Genomic DNA, 16,444 nt, shown 5'->3' with positions numbered 1-16,444 from the left:
GGCGCGCGCGGCTCGGAAGGGGCAGCCAAGCGCGCCGGGTTGTGTCGAAAAACATATCTTACGATAGTTGTCGCGACACAAGAAGTCAAACCTTATTCAGCGGATTCTCCGCCTCGTCACGGTGCCAAGGCGCGCAATGCGCTATTTCGCGCGCAGCATCCAAAGCACGTCGAGCACATGCTGGGTCGATCGCTCGACGTGGCCGGCCCGGTGCGCGATGCCAAGTTCGCGCCACAACGCAGGCCGCAGCGGTCGCATGGTGATGCGCGCGTCGGACGGCGCGGCGGACGCCTCGTGCGGGAGCAGCGTGGCGCCATAACCGGCGGCAACGAGGCTTTTGATGGCATCGTTGTAGTTGAGCTGGATGCGCGGCACGGGGTGATAACCGTCCGTGGCGAACCACTCTGTCGTCTGGCGCGACAGACGCGTGGTGGCGTCGTTGAGGATCAACGGCTGCGCGCTCAGCCAAGCCGGCGTGATGCGCGCTGGGCTCGTCCAGTGCGCCGGCAGGAACGCCATCACCGGATCGCGCCGCCACGGCTTGATGGCGAGGCCGGCCACCTGCGATTGCGGCAGCGCCGAGGCCAATGTCGAGCGCGCCATCGGCGAGCCCCGCCAGCGTTTCCTGCGACGTGAGCACCGCCACCTGCACGTCGATGCCGGGGTGGTCTTGCCGCAGCACCTCCAGCGCCTGCGGCGGCAAGTGGGCGATGGCGCCGGTGGAGGCGCCCAGCCGTACGCGCCCGCTCAGGCCTTGCACCTGCCGTTGGATGTCGTCCAGCGCCTGCTCGGCATCGGCGAGCAGCTTGCGCGCGCGCTCCACCATCACCTCGCCGATGGCGGTGGGCTGCACCTGCCCGCGCTTGCGAGAGAGCAACTGCGCGCCCACGCGATCTTCCAGTTCGGCAATGTGCAGGCTGACGGTGGGCGCCGCCAGATGCAGCGCCCGCGCCGCGTCGGCAAACGAACCGCGCTGGGCAACTTCGACGAGCGTGCGCAGGCGGTCCAGGCTAATCTCTCGCATGATTCAGAAAAGCTGAATGTGACGGTTGTGAAATTCAACTTTTCATATTCTAGGTCGCGCTCGAAGATGGGGGCTTGCATTCACCACCATCTTCTTTCCATTGGAGCGCCCCGCCATGTCCACGCCCCTCGTCTTCATCGACGGCGACCAAGGCACCACCGGCCTGCAAATCCACGAGCGTCTGCGCGGCCGCGTTGAGCGGCAAGACCTGAAACTGCTGACGCTTCCCGCCGACGCCCGCAAGGACGCGCAACGCCGTGCCGAGGCCATCAACGCCTGCGATATCGCCATCCTGTGCCTGCCTGACGCGGCCGCGCGCGAGGCGGTCGCGGCCATCGTCAACGCGGGCGTGCGCGTGATCGACGCCAGCTCCGCGCATCGCACCACGCCGGGCTGGGTCTACGGCTTTCCGGAGATGAGCGAGGAGCAAGCTCAACGTGTTGCGGGCGCGTCGCGCGTGACCAACCCGGGCTGCTACCCGACCGGCGCGATCGGGCTGCTGCGCCCGCTCGTGCAGGCGGGCCTTGTGCCGGCGGATTACCCGATCAGCATTCATGCCGTGTCCGGCTATTCGGGCGGCGGCCGCGCCGCGGTGGAAACCTACGAGGGGCCGGAGGTGGCAAACGCCCTGCCGTTCCAGGTGTACGGGCTGGGTCTGGCGCACAAGCACACGCCGGAGATCCAGCTGCATGCCGGGCTCACGCAGCGGCCGATGTTCGTCCCGGCCTACGGCGCGTATCGCCAGGGCATTGTGCTGACGGTGCCGCTGGAGCTGCGTCTGCTCAACGCCGGCGTTGACGCAGCTGCGCTGCATGCATGTCTGGCTGACCACTACGCCGGCGCGCAGCATGTGGACGTGATGCCGCTGCAGGCGCCGTCCGCCGTGCCGCATCTCGACCCGCAGGCGCTCAACGGCACCAACGACATGCGGCTGGGCGTGTTCGCCAATGACCACGGCCAGGTCCTGCTCACCGCGGTGTTCGACAACCTCGGCAAAGGCGCTTCAGGCGCGGCGGTCCAGAACCTTGATCTGATGCTGGCGCGGTAGTGGGAAATCGAATGGAAGTTATCGGAACATTTAATTGGTCGATTGTGGGCGACTTCGCTATCGTCAACGCCGCCCGCGTACGAACCGCCTGTTGCTGTTTGCGCTCGGGGCCGGACCAACCCATTGCCTGAATGCAACATGTCTAAGACCACGTATTACGCGCCGCATGGCGGCCATCCGCCGCAGACGGATCTGCTGACCGATCGTGCGATGTTCACCGAGGCGTACGCGGTGATCCCCAAGGGGGTGATGCGCGACATCGTCACGAGCTGGCTGCCGTTCTGGACCCAGACGCGCCTGTGGGTGATCGCCCGCCCGCTGTCGGGTTTTGCCGAGACCTTCTCGCAGTACATCGTTGAAGTGAACCCGGGCGGCGGCAGCGACAAGCCCGAGCAGGACAAGAACGCCGAGGCCGTGCTGTTCGTCGTTGAAGGCGAAGCCGAGCTGACGCTGCAGGGCAAGAAGCACACGCTCACGCCGGGCGGCTACGCGTTCATTCCGCCGGGCGCCGACTGGACGCTGCACAACGTCAGCGATGCCGCGGTGCGCTTCCACTGGATCCGCAAGCACTACCAGGTCGTCGATGGCATTCCCCTGCCGGAAGCCTTCGTGACGAACGAGCAGGACGTCGAGCCGATCCCGATGCCGGGCACCAATGGCGCGTGGGTGACGACGCGCTTTGTCGACATGAGCGACATGCGCCACGACATGCACGTCAACATCGTCACGTTCGAGCCAGGCGGCGTGATTCCGTTCGCCGAAACCCACGTGATGGAACACGGCCTGTACGTGCTCGAAGGCAAGGCCGTCTATCGCCTCAATCAGGACTGGGTCGAAGTGGAAGCCGGCGACTTCATGTGGCTGCGCGCGTTCTGTCCGCAGGCGTGCTATTCGGGTGGCCCTGGCCGCTTCCGTTACCTGCTGTACAAGGATGTGAACCGTCACATGAACCTGACCCTGAACCCGTCGCGTTAAGCGACGCAGAGGTCGGATAAAAAAGCCCGCCGGTATTTGCCGTCGGGCTTTTTTCATGGCGGCGCTTCTGCTTCTGCGATTGCGCCTACTTGCGCGTCGCCACGATGAACAGGCGCGGAAACGGCAGCAGCACCGTGCCGTCGTCGAGTGCCGGATAGGCGGCGGCGATGGCATCGCGGTAGCGCGCGAGAAATGCGGGCTGTTCGGCTTCGTTCAACGCTGCGAGGAAGGGGCGCAGGCCGGTTCCCTTCAGCCATTCCACCACCGCATCCGCGCCACCGCGCAGAGGGTGGTAATACGTGGTGCGCCATACGTCCACCCGACTGCACAGTGGTGACAGCATGGCGTAGTAGCGGCGTGGGTCAAACCGCTCCGTGCGTTCGACGCCCTTGAGCTTGCCGGCCCACGGGCCGTCGGCAGCCACCTCGCGCATCAGGCGGTGCGTCGGCTCATCCAGGTTGTCGGGCATCTGTACCGCCAGGTGGCCGCCCTGCGTCAGTTTGCCGATCAATTTCGGGAACAGCGTGCCGTGATCGGGCAACCATTGCAGCACGGCGTTGGCCAGGATCAGATCGAACGGTTCGGGCGGGTTCCACGTGGCAACGTCGGCGATCTCGAAATCCACGTGCGGCAGGCGCTTGCGCGCGGCCTCGATCATGTCGGCCGAAGTATCGAACCCGCGGGCGGCCGCGCCGGGCGCGCGCGCCATCAGTGCCTCGGTGGAATTGCCTGGCCCGCAGCCGATGTCGACGGCACTGCGGATGGCCGTTTGCGGCACGGCGGCCAGCAAGTCCCGGGCAGGCCGCGTGCGTTCTTCTTCAAACCGGACGTACTGATCTGCGCTCCAATCGTGCTGCGTGGTCATGCTGGTTCTCCTTGCCGGGGTTGCGATCGAACACGGGCATTCTGTGGCGCGGCGGGAGATCAGTAAAATGAATTCATTGCTGGAATTCATTCATTTATCTGATGAAAATCGATACGCTCGGCGTGCAGGCATTCGTGGCGATTGCGGAGAGCGGCAGCTTTACGCAAGCCGCCGATACGCTGCACGTGACGCAGACCGCCATCACGCAGCGCCTGCGCAAGCTGGAGGCGTTTCTTGGCGTCGCGCTGGTGGAGCGCACCACGCGCCGGACCGAGCTAACGGAAATCGGTCAGCGCTTTCTGCCGCAGGCGCGTCGGCTGCTCAATGAGTTGTCCGATGCGCTCACGGAGATACGCGAGACCGGCCTGAGCCAGCGCGGCGACATCACGATCGCCTGCGTGCCGACGGTGGGCGTGCACTACCTGCCGCGCATCCTGCGCGCGTTCTCCGAGCACCGCCCGCACGATCGGGTGAAGATTCTCGACCACGCCTCGGCGTCGGTGCTGCAGGCGGTGCTGCGTCGTGAGGCCGAGTTCGGTATCAGCATTGCGGGCGACCAGCATCCGGAACTCGTGAGCGTGCCGCTGACCAGCGATCCGTACGTCCTCGTCTGCCGCGACGATCATCCGCTCGCCAAGCGCCGCCGCATCCGGTGGCAGGCCCTGCAGCCCCACCCGCTCATCTTTGCCGGCGAGGTGAGCGGCAACCGCAGCCTGCTCGACGGCGCACTCAAGGCAAGCGGCGTGACGCTGCATTCGTTCTATGAAGTGCAGCGCAGTTCAACGGCGCTCGGGCTGGTGGCCGAAGGCCTGGGCGCAGCGGTGGTGCCGCGGCTGGCGATGCAGAAGAACGCGTATCCGATGATTCGTACGGTGGAGCTGGTCGAGCCCGAAGTGTCGCGCACGCTGGTGCTCGTCACGCGCAAGGCAGCGCAGCTGTCGCCTGCAGCGCGTGCGCTGTATGACCGGATCGTCGACGGGGCAACCTCGGTGAAGTGAGGCTCGCGTGGAGGGCCGCGCTTACACGGTCCCTCTCACGCCATGCCGGCCCTTCACGCGCGTGCGCCGTCCGTGCTGCCCGGGTAGCTCGTATCTCCGCGCCACGCCAGCACGTCGTGTGCGCTGGCTTGACGATCCGAACCTTGCGCATACGGGTCGAAACGATCGTACTTCCACGACAGATAGCCATAGGTGTCGGCCTGGCGGTCAGCGCCCTGCGTGAACGGGTCCGTCTTGTCCACGGCACCTTGCGTGTACGGGTCGTACTTGGCCTGCGCGGCCGAAGCCGGTTGGGCGATGAACAGCGCGGCGGAAGCGGAAAGCGTAGCAAGCAAGGCCAGGGTAAGGCGGCGGGTGTGCATGATGAACTCCTCGTGCGGTGAACGTGCCGCCGGAGGCGGCATCCATTGGATCGCTAGCGGCGCGTGGCCGCCGGATCCCACAGGTTGGTCGCGGTGCGCATGCAAACCTGACACTGCATCGACGAAAAACATGCCGCACCAGCCTCAGCCTGTACCTGCAGATACGCAGGCCGCGCGGCAATGGATGCAGCCTTGTCACACCAAACACGCAGACGTTGCTACGGCAGTTGCATCAACCCGTGCACGCCCTGCCACCCCACGTACAACCCCACGAGGGCAATCAGCACGCCTGACAGGTACGGCGCCTTGCGTGCAAATTCACCAAAGCCGCCCCAGCGCCGGGAGACGTGCTTCACGCTCAGCGCGGCGAGCGCGCCGGAGGCCACCAGCGTGAGGGCCAGCCCGATGCTGAAGCACAGCACGAGCGCCGCGCCCAGGGTGATCTTCTTGAGCTGCAGGCAAAGCAACAACACGGTGATCGACGCCGGGCACGGAATCAGCCCGCCCGTGAGCCCGAATACGATGATCTGGCCGGTGGTGACTTCACGGTTGGTGAAGCGGCGGCGGATGTCGTTGGCGTGCGCGCGTTCGTGGGCGTCCTGGTATTCGGCAGACGACACATCGAGCCCGGGGTGGTGATGATGGTCGTGATCATGGTCATGCTCGGTGAACGTGACGTCATAGTCATGCCGATGGTGTTCGTGCCCGAGCGACAGGCGCGCTACGAAAGCATGCGGCTCGGGAATGACGTGCTCCGATTCCAGAAAGCCGTCGCGCTGGACGAAGCGGAAGGTTTGCCGACTGCCGTCGGGCCGCTCGGTCACGACTTGCACCTGATCGGCCGACCATGCGGTGCCGCGCGTGCCCTCGCGCGTCAGCCGGAAGCGCGGCGGCACGCCATCTTCGAAGATGGCGAGTTGCACGACGCCGTGGCCGGTGTCGATGCGCTGGATCTCGTCATGGCCGTGATCGTGGTGATGATGATCGTGGTCGTGCGCCGCGTGCGTGCTGCGCCAGGTGCGCCACATCATCCACGCTGCCACGGCCACGATCAGCACGGCCGACACCATCTGAAAATACGGCTCGGTCGTTTCTGCGTTCCAGTTGCGGCCGAAGTAGAGGCCGGCCATGGCCACCGCCCACACCACCGCCGTATGCGACACCGTGGCCGACAGCCCAAGCAACACCGCCTGCGTGAGCGTGCCGCGGATCGCAACGATGAACGCCGCCATCATCGTCTTGGAATGCCCGGGCTCCAGGCCATGCAGCGCACCGAGCAGGATCGCGCTGGGAACGAACAGCCAGGCGTTGCCTTGCTGCAGCAGGGTGGTGAACGCGGTCATGGGGAAGGCAGTGAATTTGGGGTACGCGAAATATACTCCCCCGAGTATAGTGATGCTACTCTCGCGCGTCGTTCACCTCACCTCGATACCCGACCCATGGCTCATACCATCCGCGACAAAGCCAAGCTGCTGGCGCGCGTGCGGCGCATCCAGGGGCAGGCCGCTGCGCTGGAAAAACAACTCGCCGACGAGGGCGATTGCACGGCCGTCCTGCAGCAGATCGCGGCGATTCGCGGTGCGGTCAACGGACTGATGGCAGCGGTCATCGAGGGTCACTTGACCGATCACGTCGTGAAGGAACCTGCCGAGGCGCAACGTCAGGAAGACCTCGATGCGGTGATGCAGGTGATCAAGTCGTACCTGAAGTAACCGTAACGCGCCGCCCTTGCGCCCAGCGCGATCCCGATAGTCTGCTCAGACGCCATCGGCCAATTCCGATTTATCGCCTCTTTGATTCTCTGAATCTTCGTCTTCATGTCCCGACTTCACGCCACCCTCCTCGCCGCCGGCCATCGCGCCCGCGTGGATGACGTGTGCGTGCAGCCTGGGCCTTTCCCGCCTCCTGTCGTCTCCTGGGCTACGACGCGGTCGCTGCACAGCCGCCGCCGCCTCCGCCCGCTCTCGGCTGATTTCCAGCCGCTTCGTTTCCGGTTGACCTGAACCAGGCTCGGGCACACGCCCGAGGCAGGCGCTTGCCTGCGCGTCGGAACCCGACATCTCTTTTCGACAGGTGAGTGGAATGCGTTCCATGCAAGCCGCGCTGGCAGGGTCCGGCGCGACGGTTCTATTCGTGCTGCTGTGGAGCAGCGGTGCAATCTTTGCGGAGATCGGGGTGCAGCATGTCCCGGCATTCGCGTTTCTGGTCGGGCGCTTTGCGCTCGCGTCTTTGGTGCTGGCGGGCCTCGGCCTGCGGCGCGGGCGGTGGTGGCCGGCGCGGGGCTCACGGCTGAAGGTCGCCGCCACCGGTGCCTTGCTGACCGGCGGCTATTCGATCTGCTATCTGCTCGCGCTGGACCGCGGCCTCACGCCCGGGCTGTTGGCCACGGTGCTCGGCGTGCAGCCGCTGCTGACGCTGCTCGTGACTGAACGTACCTGGTCCGCACCGCGGATGGCCGGCCTCGTCCTCGCGCTGGGCGGCCTTTCGCTGGTGGTGGGCGGCGCCGATGCGCATCAAGTGCCGATGGCCGGTCTCGGCTATGCGCTGGCCACGCTGTTGTGCATGACGGTCGGCGCCATCGGCCAGAAGCGGCTGAACCAGTCGCCCATCGATACGCTGCCGCTGCAGAACGCGGTGAGCCTTGTGCTGTGTGCGGGGTTTGCTTTCGCGCTGCCTGCGCAATCGCTGGCGCGCGCGCCAAGCCTGCCCGGCATCGCCGCCTTGTTGTGGATGGGCGTGGTGATATCGGTGGGAGCGCAGTTGCTGTTCTACCGGCTTATGCAGCGCGGCAACCTCGTCAACGTGACGAGCCTGTTCTACCTCGTGCCGGTGGTGACGGCGCTGCTGGATGAGCTTGTGCTGGGGCATCGCTTGGCGCTTGTTGCGATGGCGGGCATGGCGATGATTTTGCTGGGGTTGGCGGTGGCGTTTCGGGCGATCCGCTGAGCGCCGCCGCCGGGCGAGCCGCTGGATCTGGGCGGCTCGCTCCCGCTACAAACCGCCCGGTGGCCGTTGCCTTACTGCGCCAGCTGCCGCAACTTCCATTCCCCGCTCGGCTGCTTGCACAGCCACGCCGTCCACTGTTCCTTGCTGCTGCCGCGCGTGAGTTCGCTCTGCAGGCGGCGGCACGGCTGGCCGGCGTCGGTCTTGGTTTCCAGCGGGGTGATGGTCGCGTCGACGGCGGCCTGCTTGCCTCTGGCCGGCGAGGTCCATTGCGCCGGCGTGTTGTCGGCGGTGCTCTTGAGCGCATCGCCGATGGCCTTGGTGAACGACTTCAACTCCGTCGGGCTCATCGAGCCGATGATGGTGCTGGCCAGTACGTTGCGGAAATAGGCGAACGACGGCGTGGCGGCAGCAAACAGCGCGGCGCCCGCAAAAGCGAGCGCAAGACGGCGGCGATGCGACATGGATCCCCCAGGATGTGACGAAAAGGAGTCTTCATCCTAGACCATGCCGCACCGGCCTGCGGTGCCGCTGCCTGCTCAGCCGCCCAGCTTGTCGAGCAGGCTGTACCACGCCACGCCCGCCGCAATGTAGAAGCGCTGCAGGCCATGCAGCGGGATCGGCGTGATGGGCGATACGGGGTACGGAAACGCCTCGCCACTGCCCGCCAGCCGCGCGGCAATGTGCTGGCCGAGGCTCGTACACAACGCGATGCCGCGCCCATTGCAACCCAGCGCCATCGTGATGCCCGGTGCCGGCTCGTGAATGTGCGGCATGAAATCGCGCGTGATGGCGATGCGGCCGGCCCAGCGGTATTCGTATTCCAGCGGGCCGAGTTGTGGAAAGAGCAGCTCCAGTGAGCGTTCGAGGTGTGCAAAATCCTGCGCGTCACGCGGCTCGGAAAGAAGCCGCGTCCACCCATCAGCAGGCGCCCGGCTGCGTCTTTGCGGAAATACAGCAGCAGCCGTTGCGATGTGGAAGCCGTTTCGCCGCGCGCCAGAATGCGCTCGGCTTCAGCCGTCTTGAGCGGCTTGGTGGCGACGATGAAGCTGTTGGCCGAAAGCACCGTCTGCGCCAGGCCGGGCCACAGCGGGCCGGTGTAGCCGTTCGTGGCGATCACCACGCGCTGCGCACGCACCGTTGCGCCCGTGCTGGTGGTGGCGATCCACTGCGTGCCCTGTCGCTCGAGTGCGGTGACGGCGGTGCGGCCATGCACGGAGGCGCCAGCGTTTTGCGCGGCACGCGCCATGCCACGTGCATACGCCATCGGCTGGATGGCGCCTGCGCGGCCGTCGAGCCATGCGCCGGCAAACGCCTCGGTGCCGACACGTTGTGCGACGGCGGCGCGGTCCAGCATTTCCACCGGCACGCCGCGCTTTTCCCATTGCCGTGCGCGGGCGTGCAGCGCGGGCACAGCCTTGTCCGAATAGGAAAGCTGCAGCCACCCGGCACGCACGGGCTGGCAGTCGATGCGGTGCCGGTCGATCAGGTCGAACACCAGATCGGCGGAGCGCGAGACGGTGTCGATCAACGGTTCGGCGCGCGCGGCGCCCAGCAGGCTCACCAGTTCATCGGGGTCGTGCTTGAGCGTCGGGTTGACCTGCCCGCCGTTGCGCCCGGAAGCGCCCCAGCCCGGATCGTTGGCTTCGAGCACGGTGACCTGCGTGCCGCGTTCGGCCAGATGCAGCGCGGTGGACAGCCCGGTGTAACCGCCGCCGATGACGAGCACATCGGTGGTGATCGATTCCATCAACGCAGGTGTAGGCGGTGCAGCAGGCGCCGTGGCGGCGGCAGCGGCTCGCCGCTTGCAGCCATGTCGAGTTGCGGCTGCGTCATGGCGCGAGGTCTCCGGCGGGAGCATCGGCGGGCTTGTGCAGCACGCGGCGTAGAAAGTCCTGCGTACGCGGTTGTCGCGGGGCACCCAGGACCTGCGCGGCTGGGCCTTCTTCGACGATGGTGCCGCTGTGCAGAAAGCACACGCGGTCGGCCACCTCGCGCGCAAAACCCATCTCGTGCGTGACGACGATCATCGTCATGCCTTCGCGGGCGAGGGCGCGCATCACCTCCAGTACGTCGCCGACGAGTTCCGGGTCGAGCGCAGACGTGGGCTCGTCAAACAGCATCGCCTCGGGCTCCATCGCCAGCGCGCGGGCAATCGCCACGCGCTGCTGCTGGCCGCCGGAAAGCTGCGCCGGATACGCCTCTGCCTTGGCGGCCAGGCCCACTTTTTCCAGCAGCGCCATCGCCTTGGCACGTGCGGCTTCGGGGCGTTCTCCCTTTACGTAGACGGGGCCTTCCATCACGTTTTCGAGCACGCTGCGATGCGGGAACAGGTTGAAGCGCTGGAACACCATACCCATGCGGCTGCGCAGTGTGTGGATGGTTTTGCTGTGTTGATCGACGCGTTCGCCAAAGGCGCGGATCTCGCCGCCGTCGTACGACTCCAGCCCGTTGATGCAGCGCAGGACCGTCGATTTGCCCGAGCCCGACGGGCCGATCAGGCAGACGACCTCGCCCTTGTTCACGTGCAGGCTCACGCCGCGCAGCACGTGATGGTCGCCAAAGTGTTTCTGCAGATCGCGGATTTCGATCATGCTCATCGTTTGGCCCTCCCCGCGCCCATGCGGTGTTCGAGCTTGCGCAGGCCGAACACCAGCGGCAGGCTCATCACCAGATAGAGCAGCGCGACCAGCGTGTAGACCGTCATGTTCTGGAACGTGGACGAGGCGATGAGCTGCCCCGCGCGCGTCATTTCCGCCACCGTGATGGTGGAAACCAGCGACGAATCCTTGAGCATCATCACCAGCGTGTTGCCGTACGGCGGCAGCGCAATGCGAAACGCCTGCGGCAGGATCACGCGCCGCATGATCAGCGCGCCGCGCATGCCCATGGCCTGCGCCGCTTCACGCTGGCCGGGGTCGACCGCTTCGATGCCGGCGCGGAAGTTCTCGGCCTGATACGCCGAATACGCAATGCCCAGCCCGATCACGCCCGCCTGAAACGCGGTGAGCTGAATGCCGATGTCCGGCAACACGAAGTAGATGTAGAAGAGCTGCACGATGATCGGCAGCCCGCGAATGATGTTGACGATCGTCGCCCCGGCCGCAGACACGGCCTTGACGGGCGACAGGCGCATCAGCGCGAGCCCCAGCCCGATCACGCTGCTAAGCAGGAACGACAGCACGGTCACCTCCACCGTGACCACCGCCCCTTCAGCAGGATCGGCAGGAAGTCCTGCGCGTTCTCAAGAAACGTTGCAACACTCATGGCGCATCACCCGTCGGGAATCAGATGCCCCACTTCTTCACGATGGCATCGAGCGTGCCGTCGGCCTTGATCTTGGCGATGGCCTTGTTGAGGCGGTTGAGCGTTTCGGTATCGCCCTTGCGCACCACCAGGCATACATCGCCCACGTTGGCGGGTTTGTAGCCGGCAGCCAGCTTCACGCCCTGGAAGGCGTTCTGGCGAATCTGATACGCGATGATCGGCTGGTCGCCCAGGCCGGCCTTGATGCGGCCCAGCGCCAGGTCGCGCGTCATGTCGGCCACCGAGTCGTAGCTGCGCACTTCCTTGAAGATGCCCTTCTTGTTGAGCATGTCGAGGAACACCGTGCCGACCTGCGCGCCCACCACCTCGCCTTTCAGATCATCAAGCGTGGCGTAGTTCTTGGCATCGTCAGCCTTGACGATCAGGCCTTCGCCGTACGAGTAGACCGGGTCGGAAAAATCCACCACCTGCGCACGGGCCGGCGTCTTGAGCATCGCCGCCGAGATGATGTCGATCTTGTTCGACGTGAGCGACGGAATCAGCGCCGAGAACACCGTCTGCTGCACGTTCACGTTGAAGCCGCCGGCCTTGCCCACGGCCGTCACGGTGTCGACCATCATCCCCTGGATGGAATTTGTCTTGACGTCCAGAAACGTGAACGGCACGCCCGTGGCCGTGGCGCCGACGTTGTAGGTGGCCGGCGCACCCTGCGCCCAGGCAAACGATGCGGTGCCGAGCATGCACAACGCCAGTGCAGCGCGACGGAAGGTGGTGACAACAGACATGGCAATCCTCCAGGCAACGGAAAAAGACGCACCCCGAACGCGCATGCACGGGGACTGGCTCAACGTAATGCAATGGTTGTGCCAATATTCGAACGTAACGAATCGATAAATAACTATGGAAAACCACTAATCGACGCAGATGAATCGATATGCGATTCTTTGTTCGTTGATTTGCCACCGAGCCGCCACTTGTCATGACCGACGCCGCTGAACCTGCCGACGCCCCCGACCTGCTGTTCAACCAGTCGCTGGAGAAAGGGCTGGCCGTGCTCGGCGCCTTCAACGCGCAGCGCCGCACGATGACGATTGCCGACGTGGCCGCCGCCGCCGGCATCAACAAAAGCTCGGCGCAGCGTATGGTCTACACGCTGGAGCAGCTCGGTTACCTGCGCAAGCATCCCCAGACGCGGCGCTACCAGCTCACCCCGCGGTGATGAAGATCGGCTTCAATTACCTGGCCGCCGACACGCTGATCGACGTGGCCAATCCGTTCCTGGCCGAACTCACCAAGATGACCACCGAAACCTCGTGCCTAACGGAGCCCGATCAGGACGAGATGGTGTATGTCGCACGCTTCGTGAGCGCGCATTTCGTGCCGGTGCACATGCCCATCGGCGCCCGCATCCCGATGTATTGCACCGCGTCTGGCCGCGCTTACCTGAGCGCGTTGCCGATGCCCGAAGCGCAGGCCATCGTCGAAAGTTCGCAGCGCGTGGCGCACACCATGCACACGCGCACCGACGTGGCGGACATCATGGAAACGCTGCGCCAGGCGCGCCAGCGCGGCTACGCCACCAACTGCGAAGAACTGTTCCTCGGCGACATGACGATTGCCGCGCCGGTCGTCAGCAGCAATGGGCGGCCGCTGGGCGCCATCCACCTTGTTGCGCCCACCGGCCGATGGACGGCGGAAGAGATGGAAGCGAAGCTGGGCCCCGCGCTGCAATGCGCGCGGGCCATCAGCACGTCGGTGCGGGCCCTGGGGTAGCGGCGGGCAGCGGAGCGTCGCTGCAGCCGCCCCGCCACCATCAAGCCTTGGGCGCCTTCACCAGCACCACGGGGCATTCGGCATGGGCAAGCACCCGGCCTGCCACCAGCCCATCAACGCCTCGACGAATACGCCGCGCCCGTGCGAGCCCATGACGATGGCCGCCGCCCCCGCACTTTGCGCGTGGTGCACGATGCGATCCGGTGGAAAACCCACCAGTGCGTGCTGCTCGAACGGCACGCCGGCGGCACCCAGGATCGAACAGACCGACGCCATGGCGCCGGTGCTTTCTTCTGCGTACCACGCGTCCACCTCTGCCTTGCCGACGAGCGACTTGATGTCGCCAGACAGGTCCGGCATGCAATGCACAACGTGCACCGTCACATCGCTGCCGAAGAGGGTCTTGTCGGCAATGCACCGCGCTGCCGCATCGGAATAGGTCGATCCGTCCGTCGCCAGTACCAGGGTCTTCATGTGGCCTCCTTGCCATGTCTGCGGCCGCACGTTGTGCGCGGCCGGTATCTGCTTCCACCGTAAGCGCTGCTGAAACCTGCGCGTTGATACGAGTCAACGGAAACGCCATGGTGCGGTCGCGCTGTCAGCACCTGCACAGGAAGGCAGGCAGAATGCGCAGATTGATCCAGACTGCGCGCCCCACATGACGATCACGCCATCCCTTTCCGATTACCCCCTGCACTCGACCGACAAGCTTCGCTACGGCGACACCGACCGCCAGGGCCACATCAACAACGCCGTCTTCGCCACGTATCTGGAGACCGGCCGCGTGGAAATGCTCTTCACGCCCGACAACCCGCTGGCCGCGCCCGGCTGCGAGTTCGTCATCGCGCAGCTCGTGCTCGACTTCCGCAACGAAATTCTCTGGCCGGGCTCCGTGCAGATCGGCACGCGTGTGGCGAGCGTCGGGCGCAGCTCGGTCAAGCTCGAGCAGGCCATCTTCCAGAACGGCCAATGCGCCGCGACATCGCAATCGGTGATCGTGCAGATCGACGTGGCGACGCGCCAGTCGAGTCCGATTACCGACAGCGCTCGCCAGCGCCTGGCTGCGCTCACCGCAGCCCCTGCCGGCGCAGAAGCGGAGTGATGCACGGCGTACGCAAACGAACGCCCGCAGAAAATTTTTAACTTTGCTTGCACTTGCGCCCCGTGCCGGGAGCAAGATGGCTCTCCCGTTCAATCACGCGGAGGTGACCATGGGACTGTTGGATGAAGTGGGCAAGATCGCCGGCGCCGTCGCCGCCGTTGAAGCCGCCGAGAAAGTCGATCCGGATGCCGGCCTGCTGACCAAGGCTGTCGCCGCCGTTGCCGGTTTCAAGGGCGCGGGCGCGCTGGAAGAGATGCTGGAAAAGAAGGACGAAGCCAAGGCTGATGGCGCCGAGGCCGCTCCGAAAGATGGGGCAGCGCCGCAGGCTGATTGCTTGCAGGCTCAAAAGGATTTGGGGACCCCGCCGGTTGGCGGGTTTTGTTTTTTGGTGCTACTCAGCCGATGGCCACGTGCCCGTCACCCTGTATTGGTACGCGTCGGAAAACTGGGGTATCTCCAAAGCTCTTCCAGAACGTCGCTGAGCGTTGTGTCCTGCTGCCGGAGCATGTGCAGCGGGCCGGCGGCATAAATCAACGCCTCCTCGCGCATCGACGGAATCGTTTCCTTCAGCAATTCAAACGCTGATGCCGGTGCAGCGCCCTTTGCATAGAGCCTGCACAGTATTTCGATGGCGTTGCCCTGCGTCCAGTCGTACCCCCCGCGGATAACACTCAGCAGGGTAGGAACGGCAGGCGCACCGAAGTGGTAGAAAACCTCGAAGATGGCGAACTGACGCGCGGTTAGCCAAGCACCAAGCCCAGCGAATTGAGGTGCCAGTGCATCAGGGGGCGTATGTTCACTGCGCAATAGACCAACGAGCGTGTCAATCGTATTGCTGCCAAGTACCAATGCGGCCGCCGCAGCCCGTCGCTGAAATTCCTCGCGGTTATGGAAGGCCGCTGCCACGTGCCGAACATGGTTGTTCTCCGGTGCTTCGGCCGTTGTCGTAACCCGCTTGCGGGGCAGCATTGTCCAGATTGCTTTCAGCATCGTGCCGCTTTTGGTGGGGGGAACTCTATTGAAACGCCAAAGAGAAATCGCACACATTCTCCGAAACCGGATTTGCAAAATCAATCGCTCTTAGCGGGGGTTTCGCAGTCCGGCGGTGACGAGTCATCCGCATTGTCAGTGGGCTTCCGTACGGGCCCGACACACAGCTCATGGTATTCGCGCAGGGTCTTTCCATCGATGAGACCGGCGCGATGTAAATCGGATGCTGTGCTGTAAATAGCCTCAGATGCGTCGCTCTTGAATCGCGTTTTAGTCATTCCAATCTCCATAGGCCAGCCGAGCAGAAATCGGACATGAACTTAGCCGCTGCTGTAGACGGTCACTATAGGAATCGGCCTCGACTGGACGCTTTGGGGCGCCACAGTTGAACTTCGGCACCTATAATCCCCACCGTCACCGCCTTTGCGGTGACCGGGTTTCGCAGCCCATTTCCCTCCAGACGGACAGCCGCTTCCGAGCGGCGTTTTCATGTCCGGTGCTTGCGCACGCCTATGTTTTTTGCGGCGGGCCGGGCGGGAGACCTTCGGGTCTGCCGGCGAGCTGGAGTGGGCCGGTCTGCGAACCCTGTCGTCAGGCCCGCCACCCTCGTTCGCAGCGAGGACCGGGTCTCCTCCAATCCACTCCAGGAGGCCACATGGCTACCGCACTCAGCGGGCATCGCCCCGCGTCTTATCCTTCCCCTCCACCTTGGCGCTGCATGCATCCCACGCAACGGGGAGGTGCCGCATGTCTTTGACCAACAACCGCCTCTATCTGGACGGCGCGATCTCGGCACGCGCGTTTCTGTGCCGCACGCGCACCGATATGCGCACGCACGGTCAGTGTCGGCCCGGCATGCTGCGCGAGCAGCTCACGTACTTCTCGGAACACGCGTATCCGCAGGCCTTCGTGAAGGGCTTTATCGATGCCATCGACGCGTATCTGTCGATGTCGCTCGGGGGAGCGAGGTGGACCCGCGCACGTGGGAGGTATTGGCCGCCATCGAGCGACGGCAGGTCACCGCCGCATAACAACAGGCAGACGCATTCCCGAGACGGGCGGGGATGCCGGTACCACGCTGCAACGTCGTGGAAGGC

Annotated in this window: 13 protein-coding genes and 8 pseudogenes; 9 read left to right on the top strand and 12 right to left on the bottom strand. The window is 65.0% G+C overall.

Annotated features, from left to right (window positions below):
* Positions 1-141: 141 nt before the first annotated feature.
* Positions 142-1,024, bottom strand: a pseudogene (locus tag OWR21_RS04860) (LysR family transcriptional regulator).
* A gap of 115 nt (positions 1,025-1,139) precedes the next feature.
* On the opposite strand from OWR21_RS04860, the gene argC reads away from it, so the two are divergent.
* Together argC and OWR21_RS04850 are read left to right on the top strand one after the other, a co-directional pair.
* The gene (gene argC / locus OWR21_RS04855; protein ID WP_332394701.1) at positions 1,140-2,072 is read left to right on the top strand and encodes an N-acetyl-gamma-glutamyl-phosphate reductase; all 933 of its coding nucleotides are present in this window, start codon (positions 1,140-1,142) and stop codon (positions 2,070-2,072) included.
* A 138-nt stretch (positions 2,073-2,210) separates the two neighbouring features.
* On the top strand, positions 2,211-3,047 hold the full coding sequence (locus OWR21_RS04850) for a bifunctional allantoicase/(S)-ureidoglycine aminohydrolase (RefSeq protein ID WP_027678748.1): 837 nt from the start codon (positions 2,211-2,213) through the stop codon (positions 3,045-3,047).
* Between the two features lie 85 nt (positions 3,048-3,132).
* On the opposite strand, the gene tam is transcribed toward OWR21_RS04850, so the two are convergent.
* Positions 3,133-3,912: a trans-aconitate 2-methyltransferase gene (tam, locus tag OWR21_RS04845; protein WP_332394700.1), complete on the bottom strand. Its 780-nt coding sequence runs from the start codon at positions 3,910-3,912 to the stop codon at positions 3,133-3,135.
* A gap of 101 nt (positions 3,913-4,013) precedes the next feature.
* Between tam and OWR21_RS04840 the strand changes: the two genes are divergently transcribed.
* Positions 4,014-4,910: a LysR family transcriptional regulator gene (locus OWR21_RS04840; protein WP_045785360.1), complete on the top strand. Its 897-nt coding sequence runs from the start codon at positions 4,014-4,016 to the stop codon at positions 4,908-4,910.
* A 53-nt stretch (positions 4,911-4,963) separates the two neighbouring features.
* Here OWR21_RS04840 and OWR21_RS04835 read toward each other — a convergent pair whose 3' ends face one another.
* Positions 4,964-5,272, bottom strand: coding sequence for a hypothetical protein (locus tag OWR21_RS04835; RefSeq protein WP_316875259.1), 309 nt, complete (start codon positions 5,270-5,272; stop codon positions 4,964-4,966).
* A gap of 218 nt (positions 5,273-5,490) precedes the next feature.
* A complete protein-coding gene (locus OWR21_RS04830; protein WP_316900686.1) occupies positions 5,491-6,615 on the bottom strand; it encodes a nickel/cobalt efflux protein RcnA in 1,125 nt (374 codons plus the stop codon).
* A 96-nt stretch (positions 6,616-6,711) separates the two neighbouring features.
* Between OWR21_RS04830 and OWR21_RS04825 the strand changes: the two genes are divergently transcribed.
* Together OWR21_RS04825 and OWR21_RS04820 are read left to right on the top strand one after the other, a co-directional pair.
* Positions 6,712-6,984, top strand: a complete 273-nt coding sequence (locus OWR21_RS04825; RefSeq protein ID WP_027678743.1) for a metal/formaldehyde-sensitive transcriptional repressor — start codon at positions 6,712-6,714, stop codon at positions 6,982-6,984.
* A 370-nt stretch (positions 6,985-7,354) separates the two neighbouring features.
* Positions 7,355-8,218, top strand: a complete 864-nt coding sequence (locus tag OWR21_RS04820) for a DMT family transporter (protein ID WP_332394699.1) — start codon at positions 7,355-7,357, stop codon at positions 8,216-8,218.
* Positions 8,219-8,289: 71 nt separating this feature from the next.
* Here the strand turns inward: OWR21_RS04820 and OWR21_RS04815 are convergent, their stop codons facing one another.
* The 5 genes and pseudogenes from OWR21_RS04815 to OWR21_RS04795 all read right to left on the bottom strand — a co-directional run bounded on the left by OWR21_RS04815 (position 8,290) and on the right by OWR21_RS04795 (position 12,267).
* Positions 8,290-8,679: a hypothetical protein gene (locus tag OWR21_RS04815; RefSeq protein WP_332394698.1), complete on the bottom strand. Its 390-nt coding sequence runs from the start codon at positions 8,677-8,679 to the stop codon at positions 8,290-8,292.
* 75 nt (positions 8,680-8,754) lie between these two features.
* A pseudogene (locus OWR21_RS04810) lies at positions 8,755-9,944 on the bottom strand (NAD(P)/FAD-dependent oxidoreductase).
* Positions 9,945-10,047: 103 nt separating this feature from the next.
* On the bottom strand, positions 10,048-10,809 hold the full coding sequence (locus tag OWR21_RS04805; RefSeq protein WP_316900871.1) for an amino acid ABC transporter ATP-binding protein: 762 nt from the start codon (positions 10,807-10,809) through the stop codon (positions 10,048-10,050).
* Positions 10,810-10,811: 2 nt separating this feature from the next.
* Positions 10,812-11,482, bottom strand: a pseudogene (locus tag OWR21_RS04800) (amino acid ABC transporter permease).
* A 20-nt stretch (positions 11,483-11,502) separates the two neighbouring features.
* Positions 11,503-12,267 carry an ABC transporter substrate-binding protein gene (locus OWR21_RS04795; RefSeq protein ID WP_147218707.1) on the bottom strand — a complete coding sequence of 255 codons (765 nt, stop codon included), beginning with the start codon at positions 12,265-12,267 and terminating at the stop codon, positions 11,503-11,505.
* Positions 12,268-12,461: 194 nt separating this feature from the next.
* On the opposite strand from OWR21_RS04795, the pseudogene OWR21_RS04790 reads away from it, so the two are divergent.
* Positions 12,462-13,255, top strand: a pseudogene (locus OWR21_RS04790) (IclR family transcriptional regulator).
* A gap of 40 nt (positions 13,256-13,295) precedes the next feature.
* Here OWR21_RS04790 and OWR21_RS04785 read toward each other — a convergent pair.
* Positions 13,296-13,729, bottom strand: a pseudogene (locus tag OWR21_RS04785) (universal stress protein).
* Between the two features lie 184 nt (positions 13,730-13,913).
* On the opposite strand from OWR21_RS04785, the gene OWR21_RS04780 reads away from it, so the two are divergent.
* Complete coding sequence (locus tag OWR21_RS04780; RefSeq protein WP_147218713.1) at positions 13,914-14,357, top strand: acyl-CoA thioesterase; 444 nt, start codon at positions 13,914-13,916, stop codon at positions 14,355-14,357.
* Positions 14,358-14,466: 109 nt separating this feature from the next.
* Positions 14,467-14,685: pseudogene (locus OWR21_RS04775) on the top strand (hypothetical protein); the annotation flags it as partial.
* A gap of 89 nt (positions 14,686-14,774) precedes the next feature.
* Here OWR21_RS04775 and OWR21_RS04770 read toward each other — a convergent pair.
* Together OWR21_RS04770 and OWR21_RS04765 are read right to left on the bottom strand one after the other, a co-directional pair.
* Positions 14,775-15,347 (bottom strand): hypothetical protein, encoded by a 573-nt coding sequence (locus OWR21_RS04770; RefSeq protein WP_332394697.1) that lies wholly within the window; start codon positions 15,345-15,347, stop codon positions 14,775-14,777.
* Positions 15,348-15,505: 158 nt separating this feature from the next.
* Positions 15,506-15,625: pseudogene (locus tag OWR21_RS04765) on the bottom strand (helix-turn-helix domain-containing protein); the annotation flags it as partial.
* 377 nt (positions 15,626-16,002) lie between these two features.
* On the opposite strand from OWR21_RS04765, the pseudogene OWR21_RS04760 reads away from it, so the two are divergent.
* A pseudogene (locus OWR21_RS04760) lies at positions 16,003-16,378 on the top strand (hypothetical protein).
* Positions 16,379-16,444 lie beyond the last annotated feature (66 nt).

It is taken from the genome of Ralstonia sp. 1B3 (assembly GCF_036631435.1).
Note: the sequence above shows the minus strand (reverse complement) of the source record. Positions and strands in the feature narration are given on the sequence as shown.